The sequence below is a fragment of the Salinivibrio costicola subsp. alcaliphilus genome (genome assembly GCF_001996185.1).
GTDB lineage: Bacteria > Pseudomonadota > Gammaproteobacteria > Enterobacterales > Vibrionaceae > Salinivibrio > Salinivibrio costicola.
Map to the genome: position 1 here is coordinate 58514 of NZ_MUFR01000017.1, position 16047 is coordinate 74560.

General features: G+C 48.7%; 11 protein-coding genes and 1 pseudogene. 8 read left to right on the forward strand and 4 right to left on the reverse strand.

Annotation, left to right across the window (positions count from 1 at the left end; genetic code table 11):
- Positions 1 to 70: 70 nt before the first annotated feature.
- Complete coding sequence (gene pdsO, locus BZJ21_RS07675; protein WP_158075513.1) at positions 71 to 790, reverse strand: sortase-associated OmpA-like protein PdsO; 720 nt, start codon at positions 788 to 790, stop codon at positions 71 to 73.
- A 211-nt stretch (positions 791 to 1001) separates the two neighbouring features.
- Here pdsO and pdsR point away from each other — a divergent pair, with 211 nt between their 5' ends.
- The 4 genes from pdsR to BZJ21_RS07695 all read left to right on the forward strand — a co-directional run bounded on the left by pdsR (position 1002) and on the right by BZJ21_RS07695 (position 5006).
- The gene (pdsR, locus tag BZJ21_RS07680) at positions 1002 to 1700 is read left to right on the forward strand and encodes a proteobacterial dedicated sortase system response regulator (RefSeq protein WP_077461367.1); all 699 of its coding nucleotides are present in this window, start codon (positions 1002 to 1004) and stop codon (positions 1698 to 1700) included.
- Entirely contained in the window at positions 1700 to 3922 is a 2223-nt protein-coding gene (gene pdsS, locus BZJ21_RS07685) for a proteobacterial dedicated sortase system histidine kinase (RefSeq protein WP_077669491.1), read from the forward strand. The genes pdsR and pdsS overlap by 1 nt, the downstream gene beginning before the upstream one ends.
- 113 nt (positions 3923 to 4035) lie before the next feature.
- On the forward strand, positions 4036 to 4704 hold the full coding sequence (locus tag BZJ21_RS07690) for a glutathione S-transferase family protein (protein ID WP_021022995.1): 669 nt from the start codon (positions 4036 to 4038) through the stop codon (positions 4702 to 4704).
- A 95-nt stretch (positions 4705 to 4799) separates the two neighbouring features.
- The gene (locus BZJ21_RS07695; RefSeq protein WP_021023966.1) at positions 4800 to 5006 is read left to right on the forward strand and encodes a DUF1289 domain-containing protein; all 207 of its coding nucleotides are present in this window, start codon (positions 4800 to 4802) and stop codon (positions 5004 to 5006) included.
- Here the strand turns inward: BZJ21_RS07695 and BZJ21_RS07700 are convergent.
- Entirely contained in the window at positions 4974 to 5351 is a 378-nt protein-coding gene (locus BZJ21_RS07700; RefSeq protein ID WP_077461369.1) for a hypothetical protein, read from the reverse strand. The two genes, BZJ21_RS07695 and BZJ21_RS07700, sit on opposite strands and share 33 nt — an antisense overlap.
- Before the next feature lie 151 nt (positions 5352 to 5502).
- Between BZJ21_RS07700 and BZJ21_RS07705 the strand changes: the two genes are divergently transcribed.
- From BZJ21_RS07705 to BZJ21_RS07715, 3 genes and pseudogenes are all read left to right on the forward strand, one after another.
- Positions 5503 to 5745: a DUF3283 family protein gene (locus tag BZJ21_RS07705; RefSeq protein ID WP_021022993.1), complete on the forward strand. Its 243-nt coding sequence runs from the start codon at positions 5503 to 5505 to the stop codon at positions 5743 to 5745.
- Positions 5746 to 6212: 467 nt separating this feature from the next.
- Positions 6213 to 8123, forward strand: a pseudogene (locus BZJ21_RS07710) (methyl-accepting chemotaxis protein).
- Between the two features lie 96 nt (positions 8124 to 8219).
- Positions 8220 to 9887: a pyridoxal phosphate-dependent decarboxylase family protein gene (locus BZJ21_RS07715; RefSeq protein ID WP_077669492.1), complete on the forward strand. Its 1668-nt coding sequence runs from the start codon at positions 8220 to 8222 to the stop codon at positions 9885 to 9887.
- Between the two features lie 9 nt (positions 9888 to 9896).
- Here the strand turns inward: BZJ21_RS07715 and BZJ21_RS07720 are convergent, their stop codons facing one another.
- Positions 9897 to 11357 (reverse strand): TrkH family potassium uptake protein, encoded by a 1461-nt coding sequence (locus BZJ21_RS07720; RefSeq protein WP_077461372.1) that lies wholly within the window; start codon positions 11355 to 11357, stop codon positions 9897 to 9899.
- A gap of 231 nt (positions 11358 to 11588) precedes the next feature.
- On the reverse strand, positions 11589 to 13400 hold the full coding sequence (locus BZJ21_RS07725) for a DEAD/DEAH box helicase (RefSeq protein WP_077461373.1): 1812 nt from the start codon (positions 13398 to 13400) through the stop codon (positions 11589 to 11591).
- A 360-nt stretch (positions 13401 to 13760) separates the two neighbouring features.
- Here BZJ21_RS07725 and BZJ21_RS07730 point away from each other — a divergent pair, with 360 nt between their 5' ends.
- Entirely contained in the window at positions 13761 to 15740 is a 1980-nt protein-coding gene (locus BZJ21_RS07730) for an exoribonuclease II (protein ID WP_077669493.1), read from the forward strand.
- Positions 15741 to 16047 lie beyond the last annotated feature (307 nt).

A 16047-nucleotide genomic window follows, 5' to 3' on the forward strand; every position in this document is an offset into this window, starting at 1 on the left:
TAAATCTGTAACATTTGCTATGGGCTAGGCCGTTGCATGGTAGCCCAGCCCCAAAACGATAAAGCGACGATTACTGTGCCTGTGCCATTTGCCCGCCTTTGACACGTGAAAGGGTGACACGACGGTCAAAGAAAAAGCCCTCACTGTTGGCGTGATCGGCCAGTGGCTGACTGTCGCCATAGGCAATCGTCTCTAACTGATTCGCGCTAACCCCGACTGACACCAAGTAATCTCTTACCGCCTGTACACGGCGCTCAGACAGATCTTGATTGTAAGATTGACGACCGCGCGGGTCTGCATAACCGGCTAATTGCCACTGTGCCTCGGGCATTTGTTGGATAAAATTCGCTAATTCATCCAGCTGAATCATAAAGTGAGGTTCAATCTCGGCCGAGCTGGTTCGAAACTGAATATTCATCGCCAAGTCTATGTCCTCAATAGAATGTTGCTCTGCACGCAGGCGGGCAAGCTCTAACTGCGCCTCATTATATTTTTGCGTGACAAGGCTCAGTTGCGTATTTTTCGCATTCATGGTTTCAATCGTATCTTGCTGCTCAGTCGCAAGGGTTTCAAAACTCGCATTTTGCCCCATCACTGTGCCTATGATGGCGCCAGCCACCGCACCGACCGGTCCTGCGATCACTGCACCAGCAATAGCACCGCTGCCCATACCGATCAATTCTGGCTTTTTGTCTCGCTCGACTTGCGTGGCGGCCATGCCTTGTGGTGTTGCAACAACAAACATAGAAACCGCAAATACAGAATGTGTGAGTGCTTTTTTAATATCCATAGTGTTCTCGTCCTCGAAAGAGTGGTTGTTGTGCCGTGCTGGCAATGAGGACATTAAAACAAGCGGATCAGGCAATTTACGGCTATTAAAATGGCAATGTGACGATCAATAATGGCAAAAATATGGCAATTGCGCGGAATCCGGCAAAAGGGGTTTTCTCTGCGCTGAGTTTGGGTATAGTCACTGCAACACTCGTGACCTATCCCGTACCATGAAGCAGATAGCAATTGTTGAAGATGAAGCCGCCATTCGCGATAACTATGCCGATGTGATTCGTCGCCAAGGCTATCAGGTTAATACCTACGCCGATCGTCCATCCGCCCAAACCGCTTTTGAGCAGAGGCTACCTGATTTAGCCATTATTGATATTGGTTTAGGCAATGAAATTGATGGCGGCTTTGCGCTATGCCAAGCATTACGCGCACTATCAGCGACCGTGCCCATTATTTTTCTGACCGCGCGTGATAGTGATATCGATACCGTGGTGGGATTACGGATGGGAGCAGACGATTATTTAACCAAAGATGTGTCGCTCCCGCATTTGATGGCGCGCATTGCCGCTTTGTTTCGCCGTAGCGATCTCTTAGCACAAGCACCGTCGACAGAAGACAAACGCTTGCAATCTGGGCCGCTCTATCTCGATCTTGATCGTATGCGTGTGTACTGGCATGACCAGCTGATTGATCTTACCGTGACTGAATTTTGGATGGTCCATGCCCTGGTTAAACGCCCGGGACACGTGAAGAGCCGACAAGCTTTAATGGATGAGGCACATGCTGTTGTGGATGACAGTACCATTACCTCGCACATTAAGCGGATTCGGAAGAAGTTTATGGCCATTGATAACCAGTTTGACTGTATTCGGACGGTCTATGGCATGGGGTATCGCTGGGATGAGGCACCAATATAATGGCAAGATGGCGTCGGCTGACTCAAGGTTTATGGCCTTATTTGGTCGGGATCCGGACTAAAATTGTCGTGCTCTCTAGCTTTTTATTGCTCTTGCCTTACCTGGGTTATCAATATGTCTGGGAGATGGAAAGCGTCTTACGTCAGGGCCAAGAACAAACTCTGATGGGCACAGCTCGCGCATTTGCAATGGGGATGAACGACCGACCAGCACTTTTCACTCATCGTCACTCACCAACGCGCCTCGATCCAGGTAAAGATTTGCATGCTTTTCGGCTTACCCACCCCATTACTCTGGATGGTGATCTACGCGAGTGGCAACGCTATCAGCAGCATCAGCGCAACTATCAGCGTGACGGGTTAATTTTCAATCAACGCCCCTATCACAGCGAGCAGCTATCCCTGTCGGTACTGACAGCAAGCAATGACCACGCCGTCTACTTAGCGCTCGATATTGTCGATGCGACCCCCACCCCTTCGCAAGATCAGAGCGATCTCACCAGTCAGGATCATCTTATTGTTGCACTAACCTCTCCCCAAGGCGCGTTTTATCGCGTGGCCCTCAGCCAAGATCCGCGCTCACGCGATACTCATGTGACACATTTAGCAAGTGGATTGCCTGTAAAGTCCAATCAACATGAAACTGAGGGGCCGACGCAACCTTTACCCATTGCCGCCAAATGGCGTACGACAGACACTGGCTATCAAGTTGAGATAAAACTTCCATCAGATTGGGTGGGTCAACAACTCGGGCTGGCCTACTACGATCTGGACGATAGTTTCGAGCGCCCATTACGTGCCATTATTGCCACAGCCTCCACACGCACACCGACGTCACTTGGCAGTTTTATGACCCCCTCTGCCGCGATTCAAACCCTTATTGAACGCATGAATAATGACGCGTCGCGCGTTTGGGTCGTAGATACACATAGCCGAGTGCTTGCTAAAGATGGCGATATCCAAACCTCAAACGGTGTCTGGCAGTCATCATCAGCGCCACAAACGCGCCACGGATTGATTGCTTGGCTTACCGATACACTGCTCCGCCCTTGGTACGATCGCTTGCTGGTGACACCACCTGATCATTTTATCGATGCGATGCAACAAGCTTCTATTTACAAAGGTGTACAGGCACAGCAGGCACTACAAGGGCGCCCTTATGCGGGGTGGCGCAGTTCAGATGATGGCCAAGCTATGATTCTCTCCGCCGCCTATCCCATTTGGCTCAACAATGACGTCGCGGGCGCGGTGATCGTTGAAGAAACCACCAATGGCATTCGCAGTTTACGTAATGACGCTCTCGAAACGCTTTTCTCGGTGATGCTCGCGGTGATCTGCACGGGCGTTTTATTGCTGTTGTTATTTGGCTCGCACATTGCTAAGCGTTTACGTCGCTTACAACATGAAGCGGATCACGCCATTGACAGCCAAGGACGCGTCACAGGCGCCATCACAACCGCAGACAGCCAAGATGAAATTGGTCGCCTGTCACGCACCATGGCCGATATGGTCGGACGCATTGCTGGCTATAATCAGTATCTAGAAAAAATGGCCTCGCGCCTGTCCCATGAGTTACGCACGCCCATTGCCGTTGTACGATCCTCGCTTGAAAATATGGCGTACACCCAAACCGATCCCAGCCAGCTTACTTATATCAATCGCGCTCAAGATGGGGTTCAACGCCTTGCCGGCATTTTATCAACCCTGACCGAAGCGACGCGTCTAGAACAAAGCTTTGACAACGCCGATAAAGAGCCTGTTAACCTCAATGCACTGCTAGACGGATGCACTCAAGGGTATCGACTGGCGTATCCAGAAAAGACGTTCGCGCTGACGCTCCCTGAACAGATCATCACGCTTGAAGGTGTCCCCGATTATTTGGCGCAGTTGCTCGACAAATTGATCGCCAACGCGGTGGAATTTGACGACGGTGCGGCGCCCATTACGCTTGCGCTTAGCGTGCATGCTGACAAAGTGACCATGACCGTCACTAATACCGGGCCACTGCTCCCGAGTGATATGCGCACACAGCTCTTTCACTCTATGGTGAGTGTTCGGCCCGCTCATCACGGCGCCGATAAACCTCATCTCGGTTTAGGCCTCTATATCGCGCGTCTTATTGCCGATTTTCATCAAGCTCAACTCACCGCGGCTCACCGTCCGCAACAAGATGGCGTGACACTGTCACTTACATGGTCAATCACACAGATAACAATCCATTGATTGATCTAAAACGCATTGGCCCCAATACTGAACCGAACAGCCTTATCGCGATCAGAGCCAATTCATTAGCCTGGTGGCGAATAAATCTCCTACCGATAAAGCAAGGAGCAACGATGATTGAATTTTATTCTGCTGCGACCCCGAACGGTCAAAAGGTCGCAATTGCACTGGAAGAAATGGGATTGGCCTATCAGCTCCATCCCATTGATTTAATGGCTAACGAACAAAAACAACCTGACTTTCTCGCCATTAATCCCAATGGGCGTATTCCTGCGATTGTCGATAAAAGTCATGGCGATTTTCCAGTCTTTGAGTCTGGGGCAATTTTGCTTTATCTCGCGGAAAAAACAGGGCAGTTTTTACCTGAAGATCCTAAGGCGCGGTCACAAGCGATACAGTGGTTGATGTTTCAAATGGGGGGCGTTGGACCCATGATGGGGCAAGCGAATGTCTTCTATCGTTATTTCCCAGAGAACATCCCCGCAGCCATTGAACGCTATCAAAAAGAGGGGCGCCGCCTGCTTGAGGTTGTTGACCATCAGTTGCAACGTCACTCTTACCTTGCCGGTGATAGCTATACGATCGCTGATATGGCCACGTGGCCTTGGGCAAGAATTCATGCATGGAGTGGTATTGATGTCACTGGACTGGACGCGTTAAAAGCCTGGATCGATAAACTGGCTGAACGCCCAGCGTGCCAAACCGCGTTAGTCACCCCAGCGTCCGCCGAAGCCAGTGATGAAGAGCGTGCCCAGCAAGCCAGAGGCATGGTGACACGTTAAACAACGCGATATACTCAAAACAAAGAGCCATAACAAGGTAACGGGTAGCCAACCGGGCTGTCCGTTACCTTCCCGTGATAGGTTAAGGAGCGTCTGTGTTAACCCCGTGTATTGGTCATTGTCGTCGTGAAGACGATGTCTGTGTCGGCTGTAAGCGCACACTCGATGAAATCATCAACTGGGGCAAAATGACTGACGACGAACGTGCGGCAATTATGGCTCAGCTTTCACAAAGGCCTGATCCACAACGGCCAGAACCTGCTCGTCGCTCAAGAAACCCGTTCAAGCGTCGTATCATCTGATGGCGCCAGCGGCTTACGGTATTCGATAATCACCGTATGGCCCTCGTAGTAAACCGCTTCAATATCACCATCAACAACGACTTTGTTGGTGACTAATACGTCTTGGCTAACTTGCTCACGATCACGTAAGCTGGGCAAAATTTTGTTTGGCTCAACGCCCATGACATGACAAAAGGCGAATACAAACCGGCTCTCTAGTACACCATCACCATGGATACTGCGAGAAAACGTTAGGTGGCTCACTTCCAACTTTTTTGCCATTTCGCTTTGTGTGATCCGTGCTTTGGCTTTGTAAGACATCCAAGTTTGGTGCAGAGCTTGTCTGTCTTGCTCGTCAAACGTCATTCTGTTTTCCAGTCGGTATACAATACATGGCGACCAGCGTAACAGACACATAGATTATAATGTCAGTACCTCGTTAATCGCGGGTAAATCTTGCCGAGCACACCCTGCTCGGTTAGGATCGATTCATTCCGATTACCATGAGAACGCACTAATGGATATCAACTTAGCCAACCTTCCAGCTGACGAAAAACAAAAAATAGAGCTTGATAAACAAGCTGCGTATGCCGTCTGGAAAGTGGTGAATAACCAAGCGCCACAAAGCCTTTACGAACAAGAAGCCAATGTTTTGGTGGATTGGCAACGTGATGTCTATTTATCATCTGTTAACAAGTATCGCGCTCAACCTGAGGCCTTTATTATCCCTGAAACGGCGACCGATACGACCGAGCGCTGAAACCGTCCTTCACTCACACTTACCGTGATCAACGTTTTACATACTCAGGCACCAAACACGGTGAGTTGGTGCCGAACCGCACTCAGCCTGCAAATACGATAACGTTTGTCCTCCCTCTCTACCACACGTACCGTTTTAAACCATCTTCTTCTGTCTTATTTTCATGACTCACTCAAGGCTAAAATGACGCTAGATTGTCATACATTTTTTGTTTTTTAAGTTGGCAAAATCGTAGAACCCACTCTAGTGTTATTCTTATCAAGAAATCTTCTTTGTTTATGAAGCAACTTGTACTGACAGTCTTTTAAAAGAAAATGACAATCTTGTAAAAGAAAGTGTTGGCTGGGTGACTCCTTGGTGGTCTTATCATAACCGCATAAAAAAGCGGGCAATAGGTTCCTACCTTGCAAGGAATTCACCCTTACTTTTTAGACAGTTTACTGCACGCTCAGTAAGGGGTAATCGCTATGACCTTAGGGTTCAAATCTCGCATTATTTTGGGAGTGGGTTTGCTCGTGACCCTCTCTCTGGTCGTCCTCGGTTCGCTGAATGCGATGTCATTACGTGACAACATGGTCAGTGCCCTGGTGAAACAAACGCAAAATAAGGTCGATCACCATGTGCTTGAATTAGAGCAATTAGTTCAATCCCAACTCAACGCGGTTGAAAAAGGCGCCGGGCACTTCGCCAGAAATTTGACCGAACCAGAGAATGTTGCCCAAGTACGGATGCTTGCCGATACGGCAGGTATCGCTAATGTGATTATGACTTACGAGAGTGGCCGTTCGTATATGTCAAATCACTCAAGCGACGGGATTACCACCAATGAATACGATTTTCGCGATCGTGATTGGTACCGTGCAGTTAAATCCAGCCAAGACATTCATTTGTCTGAAATTTATACGGACAAAGTAACAGGTGAGAAAGTGATCAGTGCCGTCGCACCCGTGTTTGAGAATGGACGGTTTATTGGTGCCTTACTGGGGGACATTCCGCTACAAAATGTGATCACTCAGGTAAGCCAAATGCGCTTTGCGGGCGGCGCAGCCACACTCACCGATCAAAACGCGGTCTTTTTTGCCAGTGATGATCCAAATGATATTGGTAAAACACCGTCGCAAGTCAGTGCAAACTTCTCTGAAATGGAGAGTATGTTCCGCAGCAATGAAAAAGGTCACCTCACGTTTCCCTATAGCGGCATCCAATTTGATGGCTACTTTCAACGGGTAAATTTGACCGAGGGGAGATACTGGACCTTGATGGTCTTTGTCGATCAAAAAACAGCACTGGCTGAAGTCACCGATGCTCAAATCGAATCGGTAGGCACAGGGATATTACTCTTGATCGTCAGCCTGGGCGCCATTTATGGCATTATTCAGGTCTCTTATCGACCCCTCCTTAAGCTTAAAGAAGCGGTCCTTGATCTCTCTCGCGGCGAGGGCGACCTAACAACACGCCTCGACGTTAACGGTAATGATGACCTAGCCCAGATCAGTGATGGCTTCAACCGGTTCGTCTAAAACTTACAAAATATGATGTTAAGCGTGGCAGAGTCCAGCCAGGCGATTTCGGCCAATATCAGCCAGTTATCACAAACGACCAGTGAAAATGAAGCTGTATTAGATGCTCACTCAGCAGAAACCGAGCAAGTGGTCACCGCAATCACTCAAATGAGCGAGAGCGCACGGAGTATTGCTGAGAACGTATCTCAATCTAACAACATTACTGCAGCGGCCAGCAAAGAAGCCAATCAGTCACTAAAAGTAGTTGATAACGCTGTCGTCACGGTCAGTGCGCTGGTTGATGAAGTGGAAGAAATGTCGGGCCGTATTACCAGCATGAATACAGATGCAAACCGGATTAGTGACGTCTTAACTGTCATTGGCGATATTTCAGAACAGACCAACCTCCTTGCGTTAAACGCGGCGATTGAGGCAGCACGCGCTGGTGAACAGGGCCGTGGTTTTGCGGTTGTCGCCGATGAAGTCCGCGCGTTAGCGGCGCGTACACAAAGCAGCACAACCGAAATCTCTGACATGCTCACTGCATTACTCGATGGCACGTCCAGCGTGGTTGAAGCGATGGAAAAAACCAAAGAGCAATGTCAAACCACAGCTGATAAAACCTCGGAAGTCTCAAATAGCTTGACGATTATGAGCGCGTCGGTCACTGAAATTGACGATGTGAGTACACAGATTGCAACGGCTACCGAGCAGCAAAGTTCAGTTGCTGAAGAGCTCAGTAAGAACATGTTGTCGATCCGCGATATGGTGAGCAAACTCGTGGATAGCGGGAATCAAACCTCTGCCGCCACCAAGTCACTCACCCACTCTAACGAAGAGTTGGATCGGATGGTTAATAACTTTAAATTGCGCTAAGTGTCACTGGCCAAAGGCCATCACTCCCTATTGCGTTAAACATCGTGATCAGGCGGCACTACCGCTGCCTGATCATCATCGTTAAAGGTTGTTGTTATGTCCCATTCACTGATATCCCACGCGTTAACGCCCGTTTTTTTAAGTCAGTATCAAACAATCCGCCAACATTTTTTTAATCGTGATCCTAAGCGTTGGCCTATTTATCACACACCAGAATTAGCGCACTGGCTTGCGAATGGCATGCAGCCTGCGTTTGAAAGCAGTGATGTGTTACTGAAGCAACAAACCGAGATCCCCACACAAAGTGACTTAGGCGCCACCACCTTTCCCAAGCTTGCATTACAAGCGGCAACCCATTCGAAAGACTGGACGTCACCTCGATCGGTCGAAAATGTGATTACCGCACCGTGCGATCCTGCTATACACGGTGCATTACTGGCCACAATGGCCAATCCTAACCTAGTCTACAGTGAATATGCGGGTTTATCGGTCGAGTTAGAAAAGACGTTAGTCCGGCAAATGGCCAATCTCATTGGCTACGAACCTGATCAATCTACCGGTATATTCACGCAAGGTGGTACCTTTGGTAATTTGTATGGATATTTAATGGGATTGAGAAAACAGTTCCCCCATTCCGGGCAACGCGGGTTGCAAGGGCAAGACTTCCGCATGATTAACTCACTTGCGGGTCACTACTCCAATATGACGAACTTAGGTCTATTGGGCACCGATATCCCCAGACAAGCGCTCCGAATCGAAGTCGATAGCAATAATCGGCTCGATCTAGATGACTTTTCTCGCACCCTCAATCAGTGTTTTGCCGAGGGCATTCCCGTCCCTACTGTCTTACTCACCTTTGGTACGACAGATACATTTGCGATTGACGATGTTGAGCGTGTCTGTCGCATTAATGAGCAAGCTTGCCAACGCTTTAATGTCACGGTGAAACCACATATTCATGTTGATGCCGCCGTCGGCTGGCCACTGATCATGTTTAATGATTACGCGTTCGACACCAACCCTATTGGTTTGAACAACAATCTATTAGAGAAGCTTCACGCATTAGCGCCAAAAATTCGTGGACTCCGTTTTGCGGATTCTGTGACCATCGACTTTCAAAAGTGGGGATATGTCCCCTATACCGCAAGCTTGGTGATGTTTAAGCACCAAGCCGATATGGAGTACCTAAAACAAGATCCGCACTACTTCTCTTATTTCGAGTCAAACAAAACAGCGCAAACGCATTTGCAGTCGACCATAGAATGTTCTCGTGGTGCCGCGGGTGTCTATGGGAGTTATTGCGCGTTGAATATGCTTGGCAAGCGCGGCTATCAAACAATGGTAGGACACGGCTTACAAAATGCCGAATACCTGAAAGCACACTTATCGTCACTTCCTCACTGCAAAGTTGTTGCGAAAGATAATCTCGGGCCAACAGTCGCCTTTCGTCTATATCAACCTTCAGCAACCCTAAACGTCGATGCCGTTTTTCAACAAGAGCAGTCACTTCACCACGTTGGTGATAAAGTGGATAGCATCACTCAACATAGCTTGTTTCACCGTCAACACTTCCTCAACCGCAAAGGCAAACAGCTACAAACAAATTGGGTAGAATCCATTGCCCATACAGAGTTTGACCATCACGGGCAATGTTTGTTTATTCCTGGAGAAAAAGCTGTATTTTTAAACCCCTATACACGCTATCACCATATCGAGCAATTTGTTGCTTCATTGCAACCCGAATCCTCGACACAGCTTGTTTAAACGCCAGGTTCACCAACGCCAAAAGTGAGGCATAAACAGTGCAAGGACGGTGAAATACTCCAAACGCCCAAGGATCATGGCAACATTGAGTATCCAAATCCCGGTGTCTGTGACCGGCTGGAAGTTGCTGCCCACTTCGCCAAACCCAGGGCCAAGGACATTAATACATGCCACAACAGCGGTAAAAGAGGACCAAAAATCGAGACCGGTTGTCATCATTAATAGTGTGAAGACACCGGTCGTCAGCGAGGCAAGCGACATAAACGCCATGACCGCTTGGGTCACATCGTTCGACACCACTTTATCTTGATACCGAATCGGTAATACTGCCGACGGATGAACCAATTGATGAAGTTGGCGACGAATAATTTTAAACGTAATAATGTCTCGAATAATTTTATTCCCGCCCGCGGTTGAGCCAGAACAGCCACCGAGATAGGCACAAAACACCAAAAACAACGCCGTAGCCGCCGGCCAAGTACTTAAGTCAGCAGCACCGAAGCCGGTACTGGTAATAAACGACACCACGTGAAATGCAGCAAAGCTAAGAGAGGCCCACAGCGAGTCGTAGCGTGCTTCACTATAAAGATACAAGCCAAGTATTGCCGACATGCACGTCACGACAATAAGAAACACACGTGATTCCTCATCGTCGATGTAGAGCCTCAAACCACGCCAACCGATGCGAAAAATACGAAAATGTAGCGCAAAGTTAATCGCGCCCAATAGCATAAAGACATTCGCAATCATAAGCAGCGTATGACTTTGAAAATACCACATACTCGCGTCATGGGTTGAAAATCCACCCGTTGATACCGTGGAAAAGCTATGTGCAATCGCATCATATGCGCTCATTCCCGCAAGATAATACGCCAGTGCGCAGGCCAAGGTAATCACCAGATAAACCCCCCACAAATAGTGTGCGGTCTTAGCGATACGTGGCGATAGCTTTTCATCTTTGATCGGGCCTGGCGTTTCTGCTTTAAGCAACCGCATGCCCCCCACGTTGAGCATGGGTAACACCGCAACCACAAAGATAACGACGCCTAAACCTCCCATCCACTGGAGAAATTGGCGATACAGCAGAAATGCCGCTGGCATGTCATCGAGACCACTGAGAATAGTTGCTCCGGCGGTGCTCAGTGCGCTAATAGATTCAAACGTTGCATCGGCAAAGTTAACGCCTGTCACTAGCTTTATTGGTATTCCGCCAAGTAGCCCCACCAACACCCAAGTCAGCGTTGAAAACAACAAGGCATCGCGAAAGGTGACCTGATTGAGCTTACTTTTACGAAATAACCAAGAAATCACTAATGATGCCAGCATCATGAGTAAGGAGGGATAGAAAAAGAGTGTCGAGACACCGTCGCGAAAAATAAACAACGACAAAAGCCCGAAAACAAATTGCACGATGCCCATCCATAAAACAGGCATGCCAAGAAGACGCAGTGTATTTTGAAAGTTAATCATGACAGGGGCAACTCATCATTAACACGCCGTGGTGTGTAGGCTCCATTACCTACCACGCGTAACAACAGTGGCATGGCGAGTCCACCTCGCCGTCTAACTCTATCGGCCTTGTTTCATCATAGCAATATCAATGAAAAGCCCTATATCCACGTCGTTAATACCCTGCAAACAAGGCATTACATCGCAGACACAAACAAAAAAGCCGAGCATCACTGCTCGGCTTTAAACTATTTATTGTGCTTGACGACGCTCACCGCGTGCAGGCGCGCGACGCTCATTACCACGATCGCGGTTAAAGCGACGTTCACCACGGCCACCGCGGCTATCACGGTCACTACGGCCTCGGCCACCGCCGTTACGGTCACCACCACGACGTTCACGCATGATCTGACCTTCAACACGTTGTGCGTTGGTCTCTTTTTGGCGAATACGCAGTTTTTGCAATTGCGCAAAGACTTCTTTCGGCATGGTTTTTGGCAGCTGCACAAACGTATGAGCAGGTGCGAGTTTGATTGCACCAATATTCTGCTTGTTCAAGCCAAGTTCGTTAGCAATCGCACCTACGATGTCTTTTACTTGTACGCCTTGCTCTCGGCCAACATCTAACTGATACGTATCCCAGTCAGCTGGGTTGGTGTCACGGCGATCAGTACCACTTGGACGTTCATCACGGCGACGTTCACGACGCTGCTTTTCACGATCCATTGCCGCGATCATTGGGTCTGGGCCTTTATAGAACAAAGGACGTTTACCTTGCTGGCGCTGGAGTAACATAGCAGCCAGTGTGGTTGCATCAACGTCAATATCGTTTTGTAGTTGCTCAATCAGTTCAACGAATGGACCCATCGCATCGCCATCTTTCTTCTCAGCCAGTTCACTGGCCAGTTGAGCGACACGTGCCTCAGCGACCTTATCGCGATTCGGCAGTTGGATTTCTTCCATTTTAGTCTGAGTAACACGCTCGACGGTACGCAGCATCCGCATTTGGTTGGTGCGGACCAACAAAATTGCTTTACCCGCACGACCAGCACGGCCAGTACGACCAATACGGTGAATATACGATTCAGCATCAAACGGGATATCATAGTTAAATACGTGGGTGATGCGGGCTACATCAAGACCACGCGCAACCACGTCGGTTGCCACTAAAATATCAATCACACCACGTTTCAAATGATCGACCGTGCGTTCGCGCAATGATTGCGGAATATCACCATGCAAAGCTGCCGCTTTAAAGCCGCGAGCTGATAGCCAGTCGGCCAGGCGCTCAGTGTCTTGGCGAGTACGTACAAAGACGATCGATGCATCCGTGTCTTGGGTTTCGAGTAGACGGCTCATCGCTTCGTCTTTTTCGACACCTTTAACCACCCAGAATTGTTGCTCTACTTTTTCAACAGTGCGGTTGCTACCGGCCACGTCAACACGAGCGGGATCACGCAAAAAGCGATCAACAATTTGTTTTACGATTGGCGGCATGGTCGCAGAGAAAAGAACACGCTGTGCGCTTTCTGGTGCCTGCTCCATGATCCAAGTGACGTCGTCGACAAAGCCCATTTTGAGCATTTCGTCGGCTTCATCAAGAATAAAGGTATGAACTTCGTCAAGCTTAAGACGGTCACGGTTAATCAAATCTTTTACACGACCCGGTGTTCCCACCACGATGTGCGCGCCGCTTTTTAGCGCTTTCATTTGATCAACAATCGACGCACCACCATAGATCTCAAGAATTTTGAGGCCTTTGATGTTTTGTGCCAGCGTTTTCATCTCTGCAGCAACCTGAATCGCCAACTCACGCGTTGGTGCCATCACAATCGCTTGTGGTTTGTGTTGGTTTAGGTCAACTTTGTTCAACAACGGTAGTGAAAAAGCAGCGGTTTTACCGGTACCGGTTTGCGCTTTACCGAGTGCGTCACGACCTTCGAGGAGTGCAGGAATGGAGGCGGCTTGGATAGGTGTTGGTGTTTCAAAGCCCATTGAGTCAAGCGCAGACAAAAGGGTGTCGGCCAGATCTAACTGGCGAAATTTGGTTACAGATTCTTGCATTGGGATCCCAATCTATGAGTGTAGCGAAACGGGGCCCCTTCAGCGTTCTGCTCAACCATGAAACACTGTCTTTTATACAGTGTTAGTCACCAGCGCTACGGGCCTCAGTCATTAAGGGTGAATATTCTGCGCTATTTACACCGAAAAAGCCAGAAAAAGTTGAACAAGTTCACAAAAAACAGACCTCATGGACATATATCTCGCAGCTTGTCGATGAAGCCAACAAATAGTGGACAAAAAAAACACAAACAAAACAGAGCACGAGGAGCCTGGTGTGGTTCACAGGATTTTATTGCCACGGGTTGGTTTTGAAACAGTGAATACGTATAGTGTGGCGATCCGTTAATCGAGACCCAAGTTATGTTTCAAGACAATCCCCTGCTCGCGCAGTTAAAGCAACAGATCCAAGAAACCCTGCCCAAAAAAGAAGGACAGGTAAAAGCCACCGAGAAAGGCTTCGGCTTTCTCGAAGTTGACGACAAAACCAGCTTTTTTATCCCACCACCGTATATGAAAAAGGTACTACATGGCGACCGCGTAGAAGCCATTGTTCGTACTGAAAAAGATCGGGAAGTGGCAGAGCCAGAAACACTGGTTGAACCAAGTTTGGATCGCTTTATCGGTCGCGTACAGTGGGTTCGTAACCGTCTGAATGTCGTGCCTGATAATCCACAAATGAAAGACGCCTTACGCGCGAAAACAAAGCGCGGCCTGTCACAAGACGGCTTAAAAGAAGGTGATTGGGTCGTTGCATCGCTGACGCGTCATCCTCTTAAAGGAGATGACCACTTTTTGTGCGAAATCAGTGAAAAGATCACCGATGCAGAAGACAAAATTGCCCCTTGGTGGGTCACCTTAGCCAAGCACAACCTACCTAACCAAGAGCCTGCGCCTAAAGACGCATGGCCAATGTTAGAGCAGGGGCTTACGCGTCGTGACCTCACCGATCTTCCCTTTGTGACCATTGATGGTGAATCGACCAAAGATATGGACGATGCTCTGTATGTGGAAGCCAACCCACAAGGTGGCTTTAGCATGACAGTGGCAATTGCCGATCCCACCGCCTATATAGATGCGGATGATGAACTCGACCAAGTTGCACGTAATCGCGGATTCACCATTTATCTACCTGGGCGTAATATCCCGATGTTACCGCGTGATCTCAGTGATGATTTGTGCTCCCTCCGTGAAGACGAACAGCGCCCTGCACTTTGTTGTACCTTCAATATTGCCGCGGATGGCACCATTGCCGATGACGCAGAGTTTTTCTCCGCATGGATCCAATCACATGGCCAGCTAGCCTACGACAAGGTGTCGGATTACATCGAGCAAGGCGAGCAAGCTCAGTGGCAACCGCAAACACCGGCGATCGCTGACCAGATTCATCAGCTTCACCAATTTGCGTTAGCACGCATTCAATGGCGTGAAACCCATGCAGTCACCTTCCCAGATCGCCCTGATTATCGTTTTGAACTCAGTGAAGATAACGATGTGATTGCTATTCACACGGATCAGCGTCGTATTGCTAATCGCATTGTGGAAGAATCGATGATCAGCGCTAACATTTGCGCGGGTCGTAAGCTAAGCGAATCGTTTGGGTTCGGTATTTTTAATACCCATGCTGGCTTTAACAGTGAAAAGCTCGACGATGTGGTCGAGCTGGTAAAAGCGCACGACGGCGAGGCGGACAGCGAAAGCCTAGCAACCGTCGAAGGCTTCAGTGCACTCCGTCGCTGGTTAAACAGCCTAGACACCACCTATCTTGATAACCGCTTGCGCCGCTTCCAAGCATACAGCGAGATTGGTCATGAGCCAGCGCCACACTACGCAATGGGCTTAGATGTCTATGCCACGTGGACATCACCTATCCGTAAATACGGTGATATGATCAACCACCGCTTGCTTAAAGCAATTATTCGCGGCGAAACCGAAGCCAATGCCCCGGCCGATACCGTGGGTGAAGAGCTTGCCGGCCACCGTAAACATCACCGTATGGCCGAGCGTGACGTGGCTGATTGGCTTTATACCCGTTTGCTCAAACCAGAAGTTGAAGCACAGACTCGGTATACCGCAGAGATCTTTGATATTAACCGCGCGGGTATGCGTGTCCGCCTACTCGAAAATGGTGCACCGGCGTTTATCCCTGGCTCACTGATCTTGGACAACAAAACCCGGATTGCCTGTGATAAAGAGACAGGCACAGTGACTATCGACGGTAACGTTGAGTTCAAGCTTGGCGATAGCCTAGAAGTGGTTATTGCTGATATTAAAGAGACCACCCGTTCGATTGTTGCCAAACCAACACAGGTATTCACGCTCTCGGACACGACTGAAAGCTAATTACTGTTGGTGACTTGATAGAAAGCCAAGCCATTGCTTGGCTTTCTTTTTTCCTGGAGAATGATAATCTAATCATTAAATAACGTTTATCATTAAACCATTGCAATTATCACAGCCTACGTGCCTAGCGAGTCGTTAAAAAGTGATAGCTAATGGTGTTACCTCAACCCGTTGAAGAGGTTTCATGGGGCTTTTACGTTCATCTGCGGTAAGCGGCCATTTCTCCCCACATTCAGATAACCACGATGACCTGATATTGATATGGCTCCTTCACTATCGGAGCGATATCATGACACGCGAAGACAAG